The organism is Enterobacter soli (genome assembly GCF_964208575.1).
Classification (GTDB): Bacteria; Pseudomonadota; Gammaproteobacteria; order Enterobacterales; family Enterobacteriaceae; genus Enterobacter; species Enterobacter soli_A.
The window spans coordinates 203292-224000 of the sequence record NZ_CAXOFU010000006.1 but is presented as its reverse complement, the minus strand read 5'-3'; the positions used below and the strand labels follow the sequence as shown (position 1 = coordinate 224000).

Genomic DNA, 20709 nt, shown 5'->3' with positions numbered 1-20709 from the left:
TGCCTGGTTAGCATAAGTTAATTAGACTTTTACGTGGCAAGACGCTGCAATTGCATTCAACACATAATGAGGAAGAGCTTGTGGAAAAAGCCAAACGGGTGGTCTGGCGTCTGCTGGCTGCCAGCGTATGCGTGATGACCCTAAACCACGCGGCGCACGCCGATTCACTGGATGAACAACGTAGTCGCTATGCACAAATCAAGCAGGCGTGGGACAACAAGCAAATGGATACCGTGCAGGCGCTGATGCCCACGCTCAAGGATTATCCGCTGTATCCGTATCTGGAGTATCGCCAGATCACCGACGACCTGATGAATCAGCCGACGGTCACCGTGAATAACTTCATTCAGGCGAATCCGACCCTGCCGCCTGCGCGAAACCTGCAATCCCGCTTTGTGAACGAACTGGCGCGCCGCGAAGACTGGCGCGGGCTGTTGGCCTTTAGCCCGGACAAACCGAACACCACCGAAGCGCAGTGTAACTACTACTACGCCAAGTGGGCCACCGGGCAGCAGGAAGAGGCCTGGGCCGGGGCGAAAGAATTGTGGCTGACCGGCAAAAGCCAGCCGAACGCCTGCGACTCCCTGTTTGGCGCGTGGCGCGCGTCAGGCCAGCAGGATCCGCTGGCCTACCTTGAGCGCATTCGCCTGGCCATGAAGGCCGGGAATACGCGCCTGGTGACGGCGCTTGCGGGGCAAATGCCGTCAGACTATCAGACCATTTCCAGCGCGGTTATTGCCCTGGCAAACGATCCCAACTCGGTGATGACCTTTGCCCGCACCACGGGCGCGACGGACTTTACCCGCCAGATGGCTGCGGTCGCTTTCACCAGCGTGGCGCGCGACGATGTGGAAAACGCGCGGCTGATGATCCCGCAGCTGGTGCAGGCGCAGCAGCTCAACGAGGAACAAACCCAGGAGCTGCGCGACACCGTGGCGTGGCGCTTAATGGGCACCGATGTGACCGACGAGCAGGCGCGCTGGCGTGACGACGCGGTGATGCGTTCGAACTCCGTTTCGCTGGTTGAGCGTCGGGTGCGTATGGCGCTCGGCAACGGCGACCGCCGCGGCCTGAATACCTGGCTTGCGCGTCTGCCGATGGACGCCAAAGAGAAAGACGAATGGCGCTACTGGCAGGCCGACATGCTGCTGGAGCGCGGTCGTGAAGACGAAGCCAAAGAGATCCTCCACGCCCTGATGCAGCAGCGCGGCTTTTACCCGATGGTGGCGGCCCAGCGTCTGGGCGAGGAGTACACCTTCCGCATCGACAAAGCCCCGACCAACGCCAACCCGGCGCTGACGCAGGGGCCTGAAATGGCGCGCGTGCGGGAGCTGATGTACTGGAACATGGACAACACCGCGCGCAGCGAGTGGGCGAACCTGGTCACCAGCCGGACGACCGACGAAAAAGCCCAGCTGGCGCGCTATGCCTTTGATAACCACTGGTGGGATCTGAGCGTGCAGGCAACGATCTCCGGCAAGCTGTGGGATCATCTCGAAGAGCGTTTCCCGCTGGCGTATAAAGATCTGTTCGATCGCTACACCAGCGGCAAAGACATTCCGCAGAGCTATGCGATGGCAATTGCCCGTCAGGAGAGCGCCTGGAACCCGAAGGTGCGCTCCCCGGTCGGTGCCAGCGGGCTGATGCAGATCATGCCCGGCACCGCGACGCACACGGTGAAGATGTTTAATATCCCAGGCTACAGCAGCCCGTCGCAGCTGCTGGATCCGGATACCAACATCAACATCGGCACCAGCTACCTCCAGTACGTTTACCAGCAGTTTGGTAACAACCGCATCTTCTCGTCCGCCGCCTACAACGCGGGCCCGGGGCGCGTGCGTACCTGGCTCGGCAACAGCGCGGGTCGCCTCGACGCCGTGGCGTTTGTTGAGAGCATTCCGTTCTCGGAAACGCGCGGATACGTGAAGAACGTGCTGGCTTATGACGCCTACTATCGCTACTTCATGGGGCAGAAAGACACCCTGTTGAGCGACGCCGAGTGGGAGAGGCGTTACTGATCCGCATGGGTTGTGTTATGCTGTACTCGTTAATGAGTACAACAGGCGGCATAACATGACCCAGCATTCCCCTTATTCATCGGCGATGGCCGAACAGCGCAATCAGGAGTGGCTTCGTTTCGTGGAGTTGCTCCGCCAGGCCTATTCAGAAGATCTGCACCAACCGCTTTTGCAGCTGATGCTCACGCCCGACGAGCGTGAAGCGCTGGGCACGCGCGTGCGTATTATCGAAGAGTTGCTGCGAGGAGAGATGAGCCAGCGCGAGCTGAAAAACGAGCTCGGCGCGGGCATTGCCACCATTACCCGCGGCTCAAACAGCCTGAAATCGGCGCCGGTTGAGCTGCGTCAGTGGCTGGAAGCGGTGTTGCTGAAAAACGCCTGAGGTTCCCGTAGGCCGGATAAGGCAACGCCGCCATCCGGCAAGGGTGCTGCTTATCAGGCCGACAACGACAATCTCACCGATAAATCGCGTTATGGAACGGGCTCAGCGCCAGGATAACCGCCTGGTGATACACGCTTGAACGCGTAAGCGTCCCCGCGGTAAACACGCCAATCGCCCCCTCTTTACGACCAATCTCATCGATGCCGGTGTATTGCGACATCACCGGCCCGAGCGCTTCTCCCGCGCGGACTTTTTCCAGAATGATCGCCGGCAGCGGCAGCGTGGCGGAGCGCGCTTCACCGCTCCGTTCGCGGTTTTCAATCACGACCCAGCTAAAGGTCGCGCCTTCGTCGATGCCCGCTTCTATCGCCACCCAATAATCCGCCTCAGGACGAGCCACCTTCGCGTTAGCCACGCGATTTCGTGCGCCAGCCCGCGTTTCCTCGCTGCCAAACGGCTGTTCCGGGACACCGCTCTCGACGGAGACGGCGTCAATATGGCAGGATCCTTCGCCGAAGATCTCTTCAAATGCCCTTAGAATTGCCTGAATTTTGGCAGGATTAGTGGTAGCAGAGACAACATGGTGCATAATTAAGCTCGATTCAAAAAAACTCATCGCAGTATAACGGAAAAAAAGCATGTTACAGGTATACCTTGTTCGCCACGGTGAAACGCAGTGGAACGCCGAGCGACGTATTCAAGGGCAGTCAGACAGTCCTCTCACCGACAAGGGTGTTCAGCAGGCGCGGCAAGTTGCAGAACGTGCCAGAACGCTGGGCATTACCCACGTTATCTCCAGCGATTTAGGTCGCACGCAGCAGACGGCGCGCATCATCGCTGACGCCTGCGGCTGTGACGTCACCCTTGAGCCGCGCCTGCGCGAGCTGGATATGGGGATCCTGGAAAAACGCCATATCGACTCGCTCACCGAAACGGAAGAGGGCTGGCGCCGCACACTGGTGAACGGGACCGAAGATGGGCGTATTCCTGACGGTGAATCCATGCAGGAGCTGAGCGTGCGTATGCATCAGGCGCTGGCAGAATGCCTGAAGCTTCCGGCGGGTAGCCGTCCGCTGCTGGTTAGCCACGGTATTGCGCTGGGGTGTCTGGTGAGCACGATCCTGGGGCTGCCTGCTTACGCGGAGCGCCGCTTGCGTCTGCGTAACTGTTCTATTTCCCGTATCGACTATCAGGAAAGCCAGTGGCTGGCGTCAGGATGGGTAGTGGAGATGGCAGGGGACATTTCGCATCTCGATGCCCCTGCGCTGGATGAACTGCAGCGTTAACGACGAATTGGGATCAGGAATTCCATACGCAGATTGATTGGGCGTTCGTCCGGCTTCACATCGCTGGTCGGATAGTAACGCTCAATGTCCTGACCCTTACGACGGTTCAGATTCAGCATCGGCATACAGGTGCCGTAAACGGTCAGGATAAATTCCTGCACGCCCGTGCCCAGCCCTTCGTACGTGAACATGACGTACTCGCCACCTTCCAGCACCACCGGTTTTGAGCCCTGAATGTAGCCGTTTGCCAGCTCAGGCGGTAGGGCAGTGGTGTAGAACACCTCTTGCTCGTCGTCTTTTTCCTGGCTTGGGTGCGTTTCGTTCAGGCCGTACAGCAGCGGCGGGATCGCCGGCGCATGGCTGAGGAAATCGCGCCAGAACTGCACGCGCATTTGATGGCGGAACTCGGAAATCTGCTCCAGCGAACAGGAGTAGCTTTGCGTTGTGCCAATCAGATGGGTTTCAGGCAGCGTGATGATTTCATACTTCGGCATCGCGAACTCGCCCAGACGCAGCGGCGGACGCATACCAAACGAGCTCCAGTCAGGCGAGCGGCGATAAAGCGCTGGCGTTAACGAGAACTGTTTTTTAAACGCGCGGGTGAAGGTTTGCTGCGAATCGAAACGGTATTGCAGGGCAATATCCAGAATCGGGCGTGCGGTAAGGCGCAGCGCCACGGCAGATTTCGACAGACGACGCGCACGAATATAGGCACCGATGGCATGTCCGGTGACATCCTTGAACATCCTTTGCAGGTGCCACTTGGAATAGCCTGCTTTTGCCGCCACATTATCCAGTGACAAAGGCTGGTCGAGGTGACCCTCCAGCCAGGTAAGCAGGTCGCGAATAATTCCAGCCTGATCCATATACTATCCTCATCCTTAAAACAGCAGGTGCCCTGTTAACAGGTTAGCGGATAATAGCATTTTTTGATGTTTTAGCATTCAGTGTTTTTTTTGCGTTTTCATGCTTTTTGCTGCGCTTTGCGGGCAAATATATTCTAATCATGTGATCTTGCTACATTTTTATCTAAAGTGTTGAATAATCGCTCAATGTAATTTTAAAGAATGGTAACAATATGAAATACAAGACATTGATCTTAACCGCCCTGCTGCTGATGACCGGACGCGCGGCGCTGGCAGAGGAAATTGGCTCGGTGGATACCGTGTTTAAAGTGTTCGGCCCTGACCACAAAATTGTGGTGGAAGCCTTCGACGACCCGGATGTGAAAAACGTCACCTGCTACATCAGCCGTGCGAAAACGGGCGGTATCAAAGGCGGGCTGGGGCTGGCTGAAGACACCTCCGATGCGGCCATCTCCTGCCAGCAGGTCGGCCCGGTTGAGCTGAGCGATAAGATCAAAAACGGCAAAGCCCAGGGTGACGTGGTATTCCAGAAACGGACCTCGTTAGTGTTTAAGAAATTGCAGGTTGTGCGTTTCTACGATGCCAAACGTAACACCCTGGCGTATCTGGCCTATTCCGACAAAGTGGTGGAAGGCTCGCCGAAAAACGCCCTGAGTGCCGTGCCGATTATGCCGTGGCGTTAATTCAGGCACTGACTATGCAGCAACCTCTGATCTGGCTGGTTGAAGATGAAATCAGCATCGCCGACACGCTTATCTACATGCTCCAGCAGGAGGGATTTGCGGTGAAGGCCTTCGAACGCGGCCTGCCGGCGCTCGACGCGGCACGGCGTCAGGCGCCGGCGCTTGCCATCCTCGACGTGGGGCTGCCGGATCTCAGCGGTTTTGAGCTGTGCCAAAAGCTCCTGGCGCTGCATCCGTCGCTGCCCGTGCTGTTCCTGACGGCGCGTAGCGACGAGGTGGACAAGCTGCTCGGGCTGGAGATGGGGGCCGACGATTACGTTGCGAAACCCTTCTCACCGCGCGAGGTATGCGCCCGGGTCCGGACGATTTTGCGCCGGATGCAAAAATCCGCTTTGCCTTCTGAAATCGTCCGGGTCGGAGAGTTTGAGCTGAACGAACCCGCCGCCCGCATCAGCTGGTGCGGCGAGCCGCTCACGCTCACCCGCTACGAGTTTTTGCTGCTCAAAACCTTTCTGCTCGCGCCGGGACGCGTGTTTTCTCGTCAGCAGCTTATGGACAACGTATGGGGCGATGAAGGCGATAGCTTCGATCGCACGGTCGATACCCATATCAAAACGCTGCGCGCCAAGCTGCGGGCGGTGAACGACGAACTCTCGCCCATCAGCACGCATCGCGGGATGGGCTATAGCCTGGGTCAATATTAATGCGCATCGGAATGCGGTTGCTGCTGGGGTACTTCCTGATCGTGGCCATCGCCGCCTGGTTTGTGCTGTCGATCTTTGTCCAGGAGGTAAAGCCCGGGGTGCGCAGGGCCACGGAAGGGACGCTGATCGACACCGCCACGCTGCTGGCTGAGGTCGGGCGCGAGGATTTACTCTCAGGACATGCGCAGCAGGACAGGCTGTCGCAGGCCTTTTCACAGCTCCGCCAGCGGCCCATCAACGCCGATATTGGCGGCATTCAAAAGGTGCGTAACGAGTATCACGTCTACATGACCGATGCCCAGGGCCGGGTGGTTTTTGATTCCGCCGGGCGTGCGGTGGGCGAAGATTACTCCCGCTGGAACGACGTCTACCTGACGCTCAGGGGCAAGTACGGCGCGCGCAGCTCGCCGGTGAATAACGCCGATCGGGAAAATACGGTGATGTACGTGGCCGCGCCGATTTACGACGGCGGCAAGATTATCGGCGTACTCTCCGTCGGCAAGCCCAACAGCGCGATGGCGCCGGTCATTCACCGCAGCGAGCGGCGGATACTGTGGGCAGGCGCCGCGCTGCTGGGCATAGCGCTGCTGATTGGTCTGGCGGTGGCCTGGTGGATCAACCGCTCCATCAGCACCTTGTCGCGCTATGCGGACTCGGTGACGAACGATGCGCCGCTGCCGTTACCCGATCCCGGCAGCAGCGAGCTGCGCAGGCTGGCGCAGGCCCTGGAAAACATGCGTATTCGCCTGGAGGGTAAGAAGGACATTGAACGCTACGTTCATGCGCTCACCCACGAGCTGAAAAGCCCGCTGGCGGCGATTCGCGGTGCGGCAGAGATCCTGAGCGAACGGCCGCCGCCCGAGGTGTCGAAGCGATTTATCGACAACATTCTGGCGCAAAACGCCCGGATGCAGTCGCTGGTGGAGAAGCTTCTCACCCAGGCGCGGCTGGAGAACCGAGTAGAGATAGCGCCCGTGAGCGTCAGCGTTGACGCGCTTTTCACCCGGGTTGCCGATGCCCGCTCGGCGCTTCTGTCGGCTAAAAACCTGACGCTGACCTGCAATAGCACCTCCCTCAAGGTGGCCGGCGAGCCCGAGCTGCTTGAGCAGGCGCTGGGGAATTTACTGGATAACGCGATCGATTTTACCCCGCCGGGCGGAACCCTTGCGCTTGCGGCGCGGGATGAGCAGAAGCAGGTGCGGATAACCGTTACCGACAGCGGAAGCGGTATTCCGGATTATGCGCTGGCGCGTATTTTTGAACGGTTTTACTCGCTGCCGCGCGAGAACGGGTACAAAAGCAGCGGGATAGGGCTGGCGTTTGTGCAGGAGGTGGCTCGCCTGCATCAGGGGAGTATCGCACTTGAGAATCGGGCCGAAGGTGGCGTGGTTGCGACGCTGACGCTTGCGCAATCCTGAAAAAAAACGGCGCAAACGCGCCGTTTTTTAATGCCTGAGTACAGGATTATTCCTGCAGGTCTCCGCAGAAACGGTAGCCTTCGCCGTGGATCGTGGCGATGATTTCCGGCGTATCTGGCGTAGATTCGAAGTGCTTACGAATACGACGGATAGTCACGTCTACGGTACGGTCATGAGGCTTCAGCTCGCGACCGGTCATTTTCTTCAGCAGCTCTGCACGGGACTGGATCTTGCCCGGGTTTTCGCAGAAGTGCAGCATCGCGCGGAATTCACTGCGCGGCAGCTTGTACTGCTCGCCGTTCGGGCTAATCAGCGAACGGCTATTGATATCAAGTTCCCAGCCGTTGAATTTGTAGCTGTCTACGCTACGACGCTCTTCGCTGACCGTACCCAGATTCATGGTGCGGGACAGCAGGTTGCGTGCACGAATGGTTAACTCGCGAGGATTAAACGGTTTGGTGATATAGTCATCCGCGCCGATTTCCAGGCCAAGAATTTTATCGACCTCGTTGTCACGGCCTGTCAGGAACATTAATGCGACGTTCGCCTGTTCACGCAGCTCGCGCGCCAGAAGAAGGCCGTTTTTGCCCGGCAGGTTGATATCCATAATGACCAGGTTGATATCATTTTCAGAAAGGATCTGATGCATCTCTGCGCCATCGGTCGCTTCAAAGACATCGTAGCCTTCTGCTTCGAAAATGCTCTTTAACGTGTTGCGTGTTACCAACTCGTCTTCAACGATAAGAATGTGCGGGGTCTGCATGTTTGCTACCTAAATTGCCAACTAAATCGAAACAGGAAGTACAAAAGTCCCTGACCTGCCTGATGCATGTCGCAAATTAACATGATCGGCCTAACGTGACTAAAGTACGTAATTGCGTTCTTGATGCACTTTCCATCAACGTCAACAACATCATTAGCTTGGTCTGGGTACTTTCCCTCTGGACCCGACAGTGTCAAAAACGGCTGTCATCCTAACCATTTTAACAGCAACATAACAGGCTAAGTGACACCGGACACCCAATAAAACTACGCTTCGTTGACATATATCAAGTTCAATTGTAGCACGTTAACAGTTTGATGAAATCATCGTATCTGAATGCTAGCCTTTGTCACAAATTTTCAATAAACCAACTAGTTGCGGACATTGATTGATAAACAATATGAATCCAATCAGAAAACGGTATTTATGCGGCCATTATCATTATTAAACATAGGGATAAGGTGCATCTGTTAACATTCTAACTGATTGTTCAGTCTCAAAATAGTTTAGCGTCTTTAATTTGTTATGAAACGCTATTTCGGTGATTTGTGTTGCAATTTTGTAAATTCGCTCTGCGTAATATGTTGAGGCACCTCACATTTTTTCGCGCTAACTGATTAAAAAGAGAGCATAAATGCATCTGTCAATTGTGCTGGTTGCGCCAGCGAGATCGGAAAATATAGGCGCTGCGGCGCGCGCCATGAAGACCATGGGATTTACGGACTTACGCATTGTCGACAGCACTGCGCACCTGGAGCCAGCCGCGCGGTGGGTGGCGCACGGCTCGGGAGATATCCTAGATAATATAACCACTTACGCCACGCTCGCCGACGCGCTGCACGACATCTCTTTCACCGTCGCCACCACGGCGCGCAGCCGGGCGAAGTTCCATTACTACGCCACGCCCGCCGAGCTGGTGCCGATGTTGACCGAGAAAAGTCAGTGGCTGGAGAAAGCCGCGCTGGTTTTCGGCCGGGAAGATTCGGGCCTGACTAACGAAGAGCTGGAGCTCGCCGACGTGCTGACGGGCGTGCCGATGGTGGCCGATTATCCGTCGCTGAATTTAGGCCAGGCGGTGATGGTTTATTGCTATCAATTAGCATCCTTAATGCAAATTGCCCAGCCGCAGGCGGCTGCGACGGATGAAAATCAGCTGGCCGCGCTGCGGGAACGTGCTCAGGGGCTGTTATCTCAGCTTGGCGTGGCGGGCGATCTGAAAATGGCCGACTGGCTACATCAGCGTCTGGGACGTCTTGAGCAGCGGGACACGGCCATGCTGCACCGATTGCTGCACGACATTGAAAAAAAATTAGCCGAGTAAAATGCTGCCATAAGATTTTTATATGGCGGAACAGACTGATAACAAGGGTTGCGTCTGGCGTAATCGGATGAAAATAAATCTGCAAGCAGAGGGACGTGAGAGCGTCCCGAACTGTGATCAAATTAAAAATTCATTGACTTAGCAGGCCCGATCCTTTAACCCTAAAAGAATACAGCACAGACAGATAATAATTACAGAGTACACAACATCCATGAAGCGCATCAGCATCACCACCATTACAACAACCATCATCATTACCACAGGTAACGATGCGGGCTGACGCGTACAGGAAAAACAGAAAAAAGCCCGCACCTGAACAGTGCGGGCTTTTTTTTTCGGCTAAAGGTAACGAGGTAATACCATGCGAGTGTTGAAGTTCGGCGGTACATCAGTGGCAAATGCGGAACGTTTTCTGCGCGTTGCCGATATCCTGGAGAGCAATGCCAGGCAGGGGCAGGTTGCGACCGTGCTTTCTGCCCCGGCGAAAATCACTAACCATCTGGTGGCGATGATTGAAAAAACCATCGGTGGCCAGGATGCACTTCCGAACATTAGCGATGCAGAGCGAATCTTCGCCGATCTGCTCCAGGGGCTGGCTGACATCCAGCCCGGTTTCCCGCTGGCACAGCTGAAATCCCTTGTCGAACAAGAATTTGCCCAAATCAAACACGTCCTGCACGGCATCAGCCTGCTGGGTCAGTGCCCGGACGGTATCAATGCGGCGCTAATCTGCCGCGGTGAGAAACTCTCTATCGCCATCATGGCGGGTCTGCTGGAAGCGCGCGGTCACAGCGTGACGGTGATCGATCCGGTAGAAAAACTGCTGGCCGTGGGCCATTACCTCGAATCCACCGTTGATATTGCCGAATCCACTCGCCGTATTGCCGCGAGCAAAATTCCGTCCGACCACATGATCCTGATGGCGGGCTTCACCGCCGGGAACGAGAAGGGCGAGCTGGTCGTGCTGGGCCGTAACGGCTCCGACTACTCCGCTGCCGTGCTGGCGGCCTGTTTACGCGCAGACTGCTGCGAGATCTGGACTGACGTCGACGGCGTATATACCTGCGACCCGCGCCAGGTACCGGACGCCCGGCTGCTGAAGTCGATGTCGTACCAGGAAGCGATGGAGCTTTCCTACTTCGGCGCTAAGGTCCTTCATCCTCGCACTATCTCCCCGATTGCCCAGTTCCAGATCCCTTGCCTGATTAAAAATACCGGAAACCCGCAGGCGCCGGGTACGCTGATTGGCGCCAGCGCTGACGAAGACGGTCTGCCGGTTAAAGGCATTTCTAACCTGAATAACATGGCGATGTTCAGCGTGTCAGGGCCGGGCATGAAGGGCATGGTTGGCATGGCGGCCCGCGTGTTCGCCGCGATGTCCCGCAACGGGATCTCCGTGGTGCTGATTACCCAATCCTCATCCGAATACAGCATCAGCTTCTGCGTGCCCCAGGCGGACTGTCTGCGCGCGCGCCGTGCGCTGGAAGAAGAGTTCTATCTGGAGCTGAAAGAAGAACTGCTGGAGCCGCTGTCAATCCAGGAGCGTCTGGCGATTATCTCCGTGGTGGGCGACGGTATGCGCACCCTGCGCGGCATCTCCGCCAAGTTCTTTGCGGCGCTGGCTCGCGCCAATATCAACATTGTGGCCATCGCCCAGGGCTCGTCCGAGCGTTCCATTTCGGTGGTGGTGGATAATGACGATGCCACCACCGGCGTGCGCGTCGTGCACCAGATGCTGTTCAATACCGACCAGGTGATCGAGCTGTTCCTGATTGGCGTGGGCGGTGTCGGCGGCGCGCTGCTGGAGCAGGTAAAACGCCAGCAGGCGTGGTTGAAGAAGAAGCATATTGATTTGCGCGTCTGCGGTATTGCGAACTCAAAAGCGCTGTTGACCAACGTTCACGGCCTGAATCTGGAAAACTGGCAGGCTGAAATGGCCGACGCCAAAGAGCCGTTCAATCTCGGGCGTTTGATTCGTCTGGTGAAAGAGTATCACCTGCTGAACCCGGTGATTGTCGACTGTACCTCGAACCAGGCGGTGGCCGATCAGTACGCCGACTTCCTGCGCGAAGGGTTCCACGTGGTGACGCCGAACAAAAAGGCCAACACCTCGTCGATGGATTATTACCATCAGCTGCGCCTGGCGGCGAGCAAGTCGCGCCGTAAGTTCCTGTATGACACCAACGTGGGCGCGGGCCTGCCGGTTATCGAAAACCTGCAAAACCTGCTCAACGCCGGCGACGAACTGCAGCGTTTCTCCGGCATTCTCTCCGGTTCGCTGTCGTTTATCTTTGGCAAGCTGGATGAGGGCATGAGCCTCTCCGAAGCGACCCGCGCGGCGCGCGAGCTGGGCTATACGGAGCCGGACCCGCGTGACGACCTCTCCGGTATGGATGTAGCGCGTAAGCTGCTCATTCTGGTGCGTGAAACCGGACGCGAGCTGGAGCTTTCCGATATCGTAATCGAACCGGTATTGCCGAAAGAGTTCGACGACAGCGGCGACGTCAGCACCTTTATGAGCCGTCTGCCGCAGCTTGACGACGCATTTGCCGCCCGCGTGGCGAAAGCCCGTGATGAAGGCAAGGTATTGCGCTATGTTGGCAACATTGAAGAAGACGGCGTTTGCCGCGTGAAGATTGCCGAAGTGGATGGCAACGATCCGCTGTACAAAGTGAAAAACGGCGAGAACGCCCTGGCGTTTTACAGCCACTATTATCAGCCACTGCCGCTGGTGCTTCGCGGCTATGGCGCAGGGAACGATGTTACGGCGGCGGGTGTGTTTGCCGATCTGCTGCGTACCCTGTCATGGAAGTTAGGAGTTTAACATGGTCAAAGTTTATGCCCCGGCTTCCAGCGCCAATATGAGCGTCGGATTTGATGTGCTGGGTGCGGCGGTGACGCCGGTTGATGGTTCGCTGCTGGGCGATACGGTAACGGTTGAGGCGGCGGAGAGCTTTAGCCTGAACAACGTGGGCCGCTTTGCCAGCAAACTGCCCACCGAACCGCGCGAAAATATTGTCTACCAGTGCTGGGAGCGGTTTTGCCAGGAGATCGGCAAAAACGTGCCGGTCGCGATGACGCTGGAAAAAAGTATGCCGATTGGCTCGGGGCTCGGCTCCAGCGCCTGTTCCGTGGTGGCCGCGCTGGTCGCCATGAACGAGCACTGCGGCAAGCCGCTGAACAACAACCGCCTGCTCGGGTTAATGGGCGAGCTGGAAGGGCGAATTTCCGGCAGTATTCATTACGATAACGTCGCGCCGTGCTTCCTCGGCGGGATGCAGCTGATGATCGAAGAAAATGGCATCATCAGCCAGCAGGTGCCAGGGTTTGATGAGTGGCTGTGGGTGCTCGCCTATCCGGGAATTAAGGTTTCCACCGCCGAAGCGCGCGCGATTTTGCCCGCGCAGTATCGTCGTCAGGACTGCATCGCCCACGGGCGTCATCTGGCGGGCTTTATTCACGCCTGCTACACCCGTCAGCCGCAGCTGGCGGCGAAGCTGATGAAAGATGTTATCGCCGAGCCGTACCGCACTAAGCTGCTGCCAGGCTTCAACGAGGCGCGTCAGGCGGCAATGGATATCGGCGCGCAGGCGTGCGGTATCTCTGGCTCCGGCCCGACGCTGTTCGCCCTTTGCGATAAGCCAGACACCGCGCAGCGCGTGGCGGACTGGCTCTCTAAACACTACCTGCAAAATCAGGAAGGCTTTGTTCATATTTGCCGTCTGGACACGGCAGGCGCACGAGTACTGGGATAAATAATGAAACTCTACAACCTTAAAGATCATAACGAACAGGTCAGCTTCGCCCAGGCGGTTACGCAGGGGCTGGGCAAAAACCAGGGGCTGTTCTTCCCGCACGACCTGCCGGAATTCCAGCTGACCGAAATCGATGAGCTGCTGAAGCAGGACTTTGTCACCCGCAGCACCAAAATTCTGTCTGCGTTTATTGGCGACGAAATCCCGCAGGAGCTGCTGGAAGAGCGCGTGCGTGCGGCGTTCGCCTTCCCGGCGCCGGTTAAGCAGGTTGAGCCGGACGTGGGCTGCCTGGAGCTGTTCCACGGCCCGACCCTGGCGTTTAAAGACTTCGGCGGGCGCTTTATGGCGCAGATGCTGACCCACATCAGCGGCGACAAGCCGGTAACCATTCTGACCGCTACCTCCGGCGATACCGGTGCGGCGGTGGCTCATGCCTTCTACGGCCTAAAAAATGTCCGCGTGGTCATCCTCTATCCGAAGGGCAAAATCAGCCCGCTGCAGGAAAAACTGTTCTGTACGCTCGGTGGCAACATTGAAACCGTGGCCATCGACGGCGATTTCGATGCCTGCCAGGCGCTGGTGAAGCAGGCCTTCGACGACGAAGAGCTGAAGGCGGCGCTGGGCCTGAACTCGGCGAACTCCATCAACATCAGCCGTCTGCTGGCGCAGATCTGCTACTACTTCGAAGCGGTGGCGCAGCTGCCGCAGGAAGCGCGCAACCAGCTGGTTGTCTCCGTACCTAGCGGTAACTTCGGCGACCTGACGGCTGGCCTGCTGGCGAAGTCCCTCGGCCTGCCGGTAAAACGCTTTATCGCGGCGACCAACGCGAACGACACCGTGCCGCGCTTCCTGAAGGACGGCAAATGGGCGCCGAACGCAACGCAGGCGACGCTTTCTAACGCCATGGACGTGAGCCAGCCAAACAACTGGCCGCGCGTGGAGGAGCTGTTCCGCCGTAAGGTGTGGCGTCTGGGGGATCTTGGCTACGCGTCGGTGACCGACGAAACCACCAAAGCCACCATGCGCGAGCTGAAAGCGGTGGGGTATACCTCTGAGCCGCACGCGGCAATTGCCTACCGCGCGCTGCGCGACCAGCTTAATCCGGGCGAGTACGGTCTGTTCCTAGGGACCGCACATCCGGCGAAGTTTAAAGAGAGCGTGGAAGAGATTCTGGGCGAAACCCTGCCGCTGCCGAAAGAGCTGGCCGAGCGCGCAGACCTGCCGCTGCTGTCCCACGAGCTGCCAGCGGATTTCGCCGCGCTGCGTAAGCTGATGATGACGCGCGCCTGATTTACGTCGGGTGGCGGTTACGCCTTAACGTCTAAGATCGTAGGCCGGGTAAGCATAGCGCCACCCGGCAACAGCAGCACTGTACCGAAGCCGGGAATGGCAAAGCCGCCGCCCGGCTTTTTTGTGGAGAAAATAAGGAGAAAAAAAGCAGTAAAAATGCAGGAATTCCCACTAAATGCGGTCGCTTAGAGATTAGGATTGCAGAGAATAACAACCCCGGTTCCCCTCACGTAATCTCCTTACATCGGCCCACGTTGGGCAAGAAGAATAAGGAGTCACCTATGTCTAAACTGAAACCTGCACTCATCGCGCTTTCACTGATGCTGGTCGCTCCCATGGCGGTACAGGCATCTGAGATCACTCTCGTGCCGGCGGTAAAACTGCAGATTGGCGATCGGGATAATAACGGGCATTACTGGGATGGCGGCCGCTGGCGGGATCATGACTGGTGGAAGGCTCACTACGACTGGCGCGATAACCACTGGCGTCCGCATGATGAGCCTCGCCATCACGATGAGCACCATGACCATCACGACAAACATCACGACGATCGCGGTCATGGTCCGGACTGGAAGCACCGCTAAAAACAACCCCCGCCTGATGCGGGGGTTTTGCTTTACTGCTCGTGGCGTTTAAACACCAGCTCACCTTTTCCTGACGCGGCTTCATCGAAGAAATAGCCGTCGGTATTAAACCCGGTCAGCTGCTCCGGCTTCGTCAGGCGGTTTTGAATGATGTAGCGGCTCATCAGGCCGCGCGCTTTTTTAGCGTAGAAGCTGATGACCTTGAACTTGCCGTTTTTCTCGTCGAGGAACACGGGCTTGATGATTTCCGCGTCCAGCTTCTTCGGCTTCACGGATTTGTAGTACTCATCGGACGCCAGGTTGACCACCACGCTATCGCCCTGGGCGCGCAGCGCCGCGTTCAGCTTGTCGGTGATGATATCGCCCCAGAAATGGTACAGATCTTTGCCTTTGGCGTTTTCCAGACGGATACCCATCTCCAGGCGATACGGCTGCATCAGATCCAGCGGGCGCAGCACGCCATAGAGTCCGGAAAGCATACGCAGGTGCTGCTGGGCAAAGTCGAAATCGGCTTCGCTAAAATCTTCCGCCTGCAGGCCGGTATACACATCGCCCTTAAAGGCCAGAAGGGCCTGGCGCGCGTTGTCTGGCGTAAAGTCCGGGTGCCAGTCGTGGAAGCGGGTGGCGTTCAAATCGGCGAGCTTATCGCTGATGTGCATCAGCGAGGCAATCTGCGGCGCAGACAGCTTGCGCGCCTCGTGGATCAGCTGTTGCGAGTAGTCCAGCAGTTCCGGCTGGGTATAGCGCTCGGTGGCGAGCGGGCTCTGGTAATCGAGCGTTTTTGCAGGTGAAATCAGAATCAGCATATCCAGTCCTTGCAGGAAATTTAGAGCGACTTTAGCAAAAAATCGCCCTGAATTGATCGATAGCTATTATTGACGGGGCAAATCATCCCACGTGCCGGGGGCGATTTGTGACTCGATTTCGGGATAGCGAGTGGCGTCAAAGACCGGCTGGACGCCAAGTTTGCGCTGGCGCAGATAGTCCCGGGCGATCAGCGTCACCACGGGCGAAAGCAGCAAAATGGCCGTCAGGTTGGTGATTGCCATGAGCGCCATAATCACATCCGCCAGCTGCCACACCAGCGGCAGGCTCAGCAGCGACCCCGCCATCACCATCAGCATCACTGCGATACGCAATAGCCAGAGCGTGTTCCGCGAGTCGAGCCGCAGGAAGATGAGGTTATTCTCGGCGTAAATGTAATTCATCACGATCGAGCTGAACGCAAAAAGGATAACGATAAGCGAGACAAACCCTGCGCCCCAGTCACCGGCAAGGTTAACCAGCGCCTGCTGAACCAGCTGTATGCCGCTCGTTCCGTCGTCGTGCGCCATTGGGCCGGCCAATAAGACAATCATCGCGCTCGCGGAGCAGATAACAATGGTATCCACGAAGACGCCAATCATCTGCACAATGCCCTGCGCGGCGGGGTGAGGGGGCCATGATGACGCCATCGCGGCGGCGTTTGGCGTTGAGCCCATCCCGGCTTCGTTCGAGAACATGCCGCGCTGGAAGCCCGCCGTCAGCGCCTGGCTGAGGGTATATCCCAGCGCGCCTGAGGCCGCTTCGCGCCAGCCGAAGGCGCTGCTAAAAATGGTGGTGATAACGTCCGGCACCAGATTAAGGTGGGTCAGCGTCACGAACAGGCTCGCCGCAACCCACAGCAGCGCCATGATCGGCACCAGCCACTGCATCAGACGCGCCACCCCTTTGATGCCCGTGGTGATGGTCAGCAGGGTGAACACCGCGAGCAGTCCGCCCGTTACCCATTCCGGGCATTCAAAGGCGTATCGCAGCGCGTGAGAGACCGAATTCGCCTGCACGGTATTGAAAATCAGGCCGTAAGCGACAAGCAGCAGAATGGAAAACAGCACCCCCATCCAGCGCATCCCCAGGCCGCGGGCCATGTACCACGCCGGGCCGCCGCGAAACTGGCCGCTTTTGTCCTTCTCTTTATAGAGCTGCGCGAGAGAGCTTTCGGCAAAGGAGGTCGCCATGCCGATAACGGCGGTGACCCACATCCAGAACACCGCGCCGGGGCCGCCCGCGCCGATAGCCAGCGCCACGCCAGCAAGGTTGCCGCTTCCGACCCGCGCGGCAAGGCTGGTACACAGCGCCTGAAATGAGGTTAAGCCACCCGGCTGCGGCGTGACGCTGTTTTTCAGACTTCTGCCAAACTTGCGAATATAGCGAAACTGAATGAAATCGCTGCGAAGCGTGAACCAGACACCGGCTCCAAGGAGCAGATAGATCATGATTGAGCCCCACAGGACGTCATTGATAAATGAGAGGAAATCAGGCATTAACGTCCCTCTTGTTGATGCCAAAGTGAATATGTAAGCGCTACCACTGATTGACCATGCTGTTACTTAGCACGCTGTTAATATTCCGAGTTTATCATACTATGGCTAAGCGCACTGTCTGCGGTTGCGCTGCCTATCCACCGTGTTATCATCAGAGGCAGACCGGTTACATCCCCCTAACAAGTAAACCTGTCATTTTTCCGCTGCTGGCAAGCTGTCGGTTGCGTGAATTATCCAGGGCACGTTAAAAGAGAAATACTATCATGACGGATAAATTGACCTCCCTTCGTCAGTTCACCACTGTCGTCGCTGACACCGGAGATATCGCGGCAATGAAGCTGTACCAGCCGCAGGATGCCACAACTAACCCTTCTCTGATCCTTAACGCCGCGCAGATCCCTGAGTATCGCAAACTGATCGACGACGCTGTGACCTGGGCGAAAGGCCAGAGCAACGATCGCGCGCAGCAGGTTGTGGATGCAACTGACAAACTGGCTGTAAACATCGGTCTGGAAATCCTGAAGCTGGTTCCGGGTCGTATCTCTACTGAAGTTGATGCGCGTCTGTCCTACGACACCGAAGCGTCAATCGCAAAAGCAAAACGCCTGATCAAACTGTACAACGACGCTGGCATCAGCAACGACCGTATCCTGATCAAACTGGCTTCTACCTGGCAGGGCATCCGCGCTGCAGAGCAGCTGGAAAAAGAAGGCATCAACTGTAACCTGACCCTGCTGTTCTCCTTCGCGCAGGCGCGCGCATGTGCAGAAGCCGGCGTTTACCTGATTTCTCCGTTCGTGGGCCGTATTCTGGACTGGTACAAAGCCAACACCGACAAGAAAGAGTACGCGGCATCTGAAGATCCGGGCGTGGTTTCTGTGACTGAAATCTACGAATACTACAAACAGCACGGCTACGAGACCGTTGTTATGGGCGCAAGCTTCCGTAACGTCGGCGAAATCATCGAGCTGGCTGGCTGTGACCGCCTGACTATCGCCCCTGCGCTGCTGAAAGAGCTGGCAGAGAGCGAAGGCGCTATCGAGCGTAAACTGACCTACACCGGCGAAGTGAAAGCCCGTCCAGAGCGCATCACTGAATCCGAGTTCCTGTGGCAGCACAACCAGGATCCAATGGCCGTAGACAAACTGGCGGACGGTATCCGTAAGTTTGCCGTTGACCAGGAAAAACTGGAAAAAATGATCGGCGACCTGCTGTAATCATTGCGCGTGGCCGGGCTCCCGGTCACGCTACTTCTTTCGTACTCTGTCTGAATTTCCCCTCTGCGTGTATCATTCCCTCTAACTGTATTGTTTGAAGGGAATGGATATGAATACCTTACGCATCGGCTTAGTGTCGATTTCTGACCGCGCCTCCAGCGGTGTTTATCAGGATAAAGGCATCCCCGCTCTGCAAGAGTGGCTGGAGACTGCGCTGACCACCCCGTTTGAAATCCAGACCCGTTTAATCCCTGATGAACAGCCGATCATCGAGCAAACGCTGTGCGAGCTGGTGGACGAAATGAGCTGCCATCTGGTGCTCACGACCGGCGGAACCGGGCCCGCGCGCCGCGATGTCACCCCGGACGCCACCCTTGCCATTGCCGATCGCGAAATGCCCGGCTTCGGCGAACAGATGCGCCAGATTAGCCTCCACTATGTGCCCACGGCGATCCTGTCCCGTCAGGTAGGGGTGATCCGCAAGCAGGCGCTGATCCTGAACCTGCCGGGCCAGCCGAAGTCGATCAAAGAGACGCTGGAAGGGGTCAAAGCCGAAGACGGCAGCGTGGTGGTACACGGGATCTTCGCAAGTGTACCGTATTGTATACAGTTGCTCGATGGCCCTTACGTGGAAACGGACGCGAAGGTCGTAGCAGCATTTCGCCCTAAAAGCGCGCGCCGCGAAACAATCTCCTGAAATTAACCAATATGTGACATTAGCTACAGCCGCCATAGCGTGCCGATTGATTTACGGTATAGTCAGTTTTTCTTTACGAAAGCCGTAAATATAAATCCACAACTCTGACAAATGGCTCGCTATGTCACATTACACCCGACCTCTGAATCGACAGGACTATAAAACTCTCACCCTCGCGGCACTCGGCGGGGCGCTGGAGTTTTATGACTTCATCATCTTCGTGTTCTTTGCCGCCGTGGTAGGCGAACTCTTCTTCCCGGCGGATATCCCCGAGTGGCTGCGCCAGGTGCAAACCTTCGGCATCTTTGCCGCCGGGTATCTGGCCCGTCCGCTGGGCGGCATTGTGATGGCGCACTTTGGCGATCTGGTCGGGCGCAAGAAGATGTTTACCCTCAGTATTCTTCTAATGGCGGTGCCAACCCTGGCGATCGGCCTGCTGCCAACCTACGCTATGCTGGGCATCGTCGCCCCTTTGCTGCTGCTGTTGATGCGCATTCTTCAGGGCGCGGCGATTGGCGGTGAAGTCCCCGGCGCGTGGGTCTTCGTGGCGGAGCACGTTCCTGCGCGGCGTATCGGTATCGCCTGCGGCACCTTAACCGCCGGGCTGACGGTGGGCATTCTGCTGGGATCGGTGGTGGCAACCATCATTAACACCAGCATGACGCAGCAGGCGGTGCACGACGGCGGCTGGCGTATTCCGTTCCTGCTGGGCGGGGCGTTTGGTCTGGTCGCCATGTACCTGCGCCGCTGGCTGCAGGAAACGCCCATTTTCCTCGAAATGCAGCAGCGCAAGGCGCTGGCGCAAGAGCTGCCGGTGAAAGCGGTGGTGGTGCGCCACCGGCGTGCGGTGGTGGTGTCGATGCTCCTCACCTGGCTGCTGTCGGCGGGCATCGTAGTGGTGATCCTGATGTCCCCGGTCTGGCTGCAAAAGCAGTATGGATTCGCGCCGGCGGTCACGCTTCAGGCCAACAGCATCGCCACGATTATGCTCTGCTTTGGCTGCCTGAGCGCCGGGCTGGCGGTAGATCGCTTCGGCGCCAGCCTGACCTTTATCATCGGCAGCCTGCTGTTGGCCGCCTCAAGCTGGGCGTTCTACCATCTGGCGGGCAGCCATCCGGAGCAGCTGTTCCTGCTGTACGGCGTGGTCGGCCTGTGCGTGGGCGTGGTGGGGGCGGTGCCTTACGTGATGGTGCGCGCCTTCCCGCCGGAGGTGCGCTTCACCGGGATCTCCTTCTCCTATAACGTCTCCTACGCCATCTTCGGTGGATTAACGCCGATTGCCGTGACCCTGCTGATGGGCGTGTCGCCGATGGCGCCAGCCTGGTACGTGCTGGCGCTCTCGGTGATGGGGCTGCTGCTGGGGCTCTGGCTGCGTCAAAAGCCCGTCGAAGCCCCGGTGCTGGCAGGCTAACCGTGCGCCTT

20 protein-coding genes, 1 pseudogene and 1 other annotated feature are annotated in these 20709 nt (G+C 57.5%); of the genes and pseudogenes, 16 read left to right on the top strand and 5 right to left on the bottom strand.

Going from position 1 to position 20709, the window contains the following annotated elements; translation table 11 throughout:
• Positions 1-80: 80 nt before the first annotated feature.
• Positions 81-2018 (top strand): murein transglycosylase, encoded by a 1938-nt coding sequence (sltY, locus tag AB6V08_RS08600; RefSeq protein ID WP_368542280.1) that lies wholly within the window; start codon positions 81-83, stop codon positions 2016-2018.
• 55 nt (positions 2019-2073) lie between these two features.
• Entirely contained in the window at positions 2074-2400 is a 327-nt protein-coding gene (gene trpR / locus AB6V08_RS08595; RefSeq protein ID WP_368542279.1) for a trp operon repressor, read from the top strand.
• A 73-nt stretch (positions 2401-2473) separates the two neighbouring features.
• Here trpR and yjjX read toward each other — a convergent pair whose 3' ends face one another.
• Positions 2474-2989 (bottom strand): inosine/xanthosine triphosphatase, encoded by a 516-nt coding sequence (gene yjjX, locus AB6V08_RS08590; protein ID WP_368542278.1) that lies wholly within the window; start codon positions 2987-2989, stop codon positions 2474-2476.
• Positions 2990-3038: 49 nt separating this feature from the next.
• Here yjjX and gpmB point away from each other — a divergent pair, with 49 nt between their 5' ends.
• On the top strand, positions 3039-3686 hold the full coding sequence (gene gpmB / locus AB6V08_RS08585; protein ID WP_368542277.1) for a 2,3-diphosphoglycerate-dependent phosphoglycerate mutase GpmB: 648 nt from the start codon (positions 3039-3041) through the stop codon (positions 3684-3686).
• Here gpmB and robA read toward each other — a convergent pair.
• Complete coding sequence (robA, locus tag AB6V08_RS08580) at positions 3683-4552, bottom strand: MDR efflux pump AcrAB transcriptional activator RobA (protein WP_368542276.1); 870 nt, start codon at positions 4550-4552, stop codon at positions 3683-3685. The genes gpmB and robA overlap by 4 nt on opposite strands.
• Positions 4553-4764: 212 nt before the next feature.
• Here robA and creA point away from each other — a divergent pair, with 212 nt between their 5' ends.
• From creA to creC, 3 genes are read left to right on the top strand one after another with little or no spacing between them, the layout of a single operon-like run.
• Entirely contained in the window at positions 4765-5235 is a 471-nt protein-coding gene (creA, locus tag AB6V08_RS08575; RefSeq protein WP_368542275.1) for a protein CreA, read from the top strand.
• A gap of 14 nt (positions 5236-5249) precedes the next feature.
• Entirely contained in the window at positions 5250-5939 is a 690-nt protein-coding gene (gene creB / locus AB6V08_RS08570) for a two-component system response regulator CreB (protein WP_368542274.1), read from the top strand.
• The gene (gene creC, locus AB6V08_RS08565) at positions 5939-7357 is read left to right on the top strand and encodes a two-component system sensor histidine kinase CreC (protein ID WP_368542273.1); all 1419 of its coding nucleotides are present in this window, start codon (positions 5939-5941) and stop codon (positions 7355-7357) included. Before creB ends, creC begins: the two co-directional genes overlap by 1 nt.
• A 46-nt stretch (positions 7358-7403) precedes the next feature.
• Here the strand turns inward: creC and arcA are convergent, their stop codons facing one another.
• Positions 7404-8120 (bottom strand): two-component system response regulator ArcA, encoded by a 717-nt coding sequence (gene arcA / locus AB6V08_RS08560; RefSeq protein WP_003856501.1) that lies wholly within the window; start codon positions 8118-8120, stop codon positions 7404-7406.
• 95 nt (positions 8121-8215) lie between these two features.
• Here arcA and yjjY point away from each other — a divergent pair.
• The 7 genes and pseudogenes from yjjY (at position 8216) to AB6V08_RS08525 (ending at position 15070) form a co-directional block, all read left to right on the top strand.
• Positions 8216-8355, top strand: a pseudogene (yjjY, locus tag AB6V08_RS08555) (protein YjjY).
• A 399-nt stretch (positions 8356-8754) separates the two neighbouring features.
• Entirely contained in the window at positions 8755-9441 is a 687-nt protein-coding gene (locus tag AB6V08_RS08550; protein ID WP_368542272.1) for a tRNA/rRNA methyltransferase, read from the top strand.
• A gap of 211 nt (positions 9442-9652) precedes the next feature.
• Entirely contained in the window at positions 9653-9721 is a 69-nt protein-coding gene (thrL, locus tag AB6V08_RS08545; RefSeq protein ID WP_015572623.1) for a thr operon leader peptide, read from the top strand.
• Positions 9660-9777 (top strand) — a sequence feature (Thr leader region). (Overlaps the previous gene by 62 nt.)
• A gap of 25 nt (positions 9778-9802) precedes the next feature.
• Positions 9803-12265, top strand: a complete 2463-nt coding sequence (thrA, locus tag AB6V08_RS08540; protein ID WP_368542271.1) for a bifunctional aspartate kinase/homoserine dehydrogenase I — start codon at positions 9803-9805, stop codon at positions 12263-12265.
• A gap of 1 nt (position 12266) precedes the next feature.
• Entirely contained in the window at positions 12267-13196 is a 930-nt protein-coding gene (gene thrB / locus AB6V08_RS08535; protein WP_368542270.1) for a homoserine kinase, read from the top strand.
• A gap of 3 nt (positions 13197-13199) precedes the next feature.
• Complete coding sequence (thrC, locus tag AB6V08_RS08530) at positions 13200-14486, top strand: threonine synthase (RefSeq protein WP_368542269.1); 1287 nt, start codon at positions 13200-13202, stop codon at positions 14484-14486.
• Positions 14487-14767: 281 nt separating this feature from the next.
• Positions 14768-15070, top strand: coding sequence for a DUF2502 domain-containing protein (locus AB6V08_RS08525; protein ID WP_368542268.1), 303 nt, complete (start codon positions 14768-14770; stop codon positions 15068-15070).
• A gap of 32 nt (positions 15071-15102) precedes the next feature.
• On the opposite strand, the gene yaaA is transcribed toward AB6V08_RS08525, so the two are convergent.
• Together yaaA and AB6V08_RS08515 are read right to left on the bottom strand one after the other, a co-directional pair.
• Positions 15103-15876, bottom strand: coding sequence for a peroxide stress protein YaaA (gene yaaA, locus AB6V08_RS08520; protein WP_368542267.1), 774 nt, complete (start codon positions 15874-15876; stop codon positions 15103-15105).
• Between the two features lie 66 nt (positions 15877-15942).
• Positions 15943-17373, bottom strand: coding sequence for an alanine/glycine:cation symporter family protein (locus AB6V08_RS08515; RefSeq protein WP_368542266.1), 1431 nt, complete (start codon positions 17371-17373; stop codon positions 15943-15945).
• A gap of 263 nt (positions 17374-17636) precedes the next feature.
• Between AB6V08_RS08515 and tal the strand changes: the two genes are divergently transcribed.
• The 3 genes from tal to AB6V08_RS08500 all read left to right on the top strand — a co-directional run bounded on the left by tal (position 17637) and on the right by AB6V08_RS08500 (position 20698).
• A complete protein-coding gene (tal, locus tag AB6V08_RS08510; RefSeq protein ID WP_368542265.1) occupies positions 17637-18590 on the top strand; it encodes a transaldolase in 954 nt (317 codons plus the stop codon).
• Positions 18591-18699: 109 nt separating this feature from the next.
• Positions 18700-19287, top strand: a complete 588-nt coding sequence (mog, locus tag AB6V08_RS08505) for a molybdopterin adenylyltransferase (protein WP_368542264.1) — start codon at positions 18700-18702, stop codon at positions 19285-19287.
• Positions 19288-19408: 121 nt separating this feature from the next.
• Positions 19409-20698, top strand: coding sequence for an MFS transporter (locus tag AB6V08_RS08500; protein WP_368542263.1), 1290 nt, complete (start codon positions 19409-19411; stop codon positions 20696-20698).
• Positions 20699-20709: the final 11 nt, after the last annotated feature.

Excerpts from the sequence above, each read along its gene's own strand:
- creB (WP_368542274.1), top strand. The coding sequence starts at position 5,250 with ATGCAGCAACCTCTGATCTGGCTGGTTGAAGATGAAATCAGCATCGCC.
- creC (WP_368542273.1), top strand. The coding sequence starts at position 5,939 with ATGCGCATCGGAATGCGGTTGCTGCTGGGGTACTTCCTGATCGTGGCC.
- thrA (WP_368542271.1), top strand. The coding sequence starts at position 9,803 with ATGCGAGTGTTGAAGTTCGGCGGTACATCAGTGGCAAATGCGGAACGT.
- thrB (WP_368542270.1), top strand. The coding sequence starts at position 12,267 with ATGGTCAAAGTTTATGCCCCGGCTTCCAGCGCCAATATGAGCGTCGGA.
- gpmB (WP_368542277.1), top strand. The coding sequence starts at position 3,039 with ATGTTACAGGTATACCTTGTTCGCCACGGTGAAACGCAGTGGAACGCC.
- arcA (WP_003856501.1), bottom strand. The coding sequence starts at position 8,120 with ATGCAGACCCCGCACATTCTTATCGTTGAAGACGAGTTGGTAACACGC.
- creA (WP_368542275.1), top strand. The coding sequence starts at position 4,765 with ATGAAATACAAGACATTGATCTTAACCGCCCTGCTGCTGATGACCGGA.
- mog (WP_368542264.1), top strand. The coding sequence starts at position 18,700 with ATGAATACCTTACGCATCGGCTTAGTGTCGATTTCTGACCGCGCCTCC.
- AB6V08_RS08515 (WP_368542266.1), bottom strand. The coding sequence starts at position 17,373 with ATGCCTGATTTCCTCTCATTTATCAATGACGTCCTGTGGGGCTCAATC.
- AB6V08_RS08525 (WP_368542268.1), top strand. The coding sequence starts at position 14,768 with ATGTCTAAACTGAAACCTGCACTCATCGCGCTTTCACTGATGCTGGTC.
- robA (WP_368542276.1), bottom strand. The coding sequence starts at position 4,552 with ATGGATCAGGCTGGAATTATTCGCGACCTGCTTACCTGGCTGGAGGGT.
- AB6V08_RS08500 (WP_368542263.1), top strand. The coding sequence starts at position 19,409 with ATGTCACATTACACCCGACCTCTGAATCGACAGGACTATAAAACTCTC.
- AB6V08_RS08550 (WP_368542272.1), top strand. The coding sequence starts at position 8,755 with ATGCATCTGTCAATTGTGCTGGTTGCGCCAGCGAGATCGGAAAATATA.
- trpR (WP_368542279.1), top strand. The coding sequence starts at position 2,074 with ATGACCCAGCATTCCCCTTATTCATCGGCGATGGCCGAACAGCGCAAT.
- yaaA (WP_368542267.1), bottom strand. The coding sequence starts at position 15,876 with ATGCTGATTCTGATTTCACCTGCAAAAACGCTCGATTACCAGAGCCCG.
- thrC (WP_368542269.1), top strand. The coding sequence starts at position 13,200 with ATGAAACTCTACAACCTTAAAGATCATAACGAACAGGTCAGCTTCGCC.
- tal (WP_368542265.1), top strand. The coding sequence starts at position 17,637 with ATGACGGATAAATTGACCTCCCTTCGTCAGTTCACCACTGTCGTCGCT.
- yjjX (WP_368542278.1), bottom strand. The coding sequence starts at position 2,989 with ATGCACCATGTTGTCTCTGCTACCACTAATCCTGCCAAAATTCAGGCA.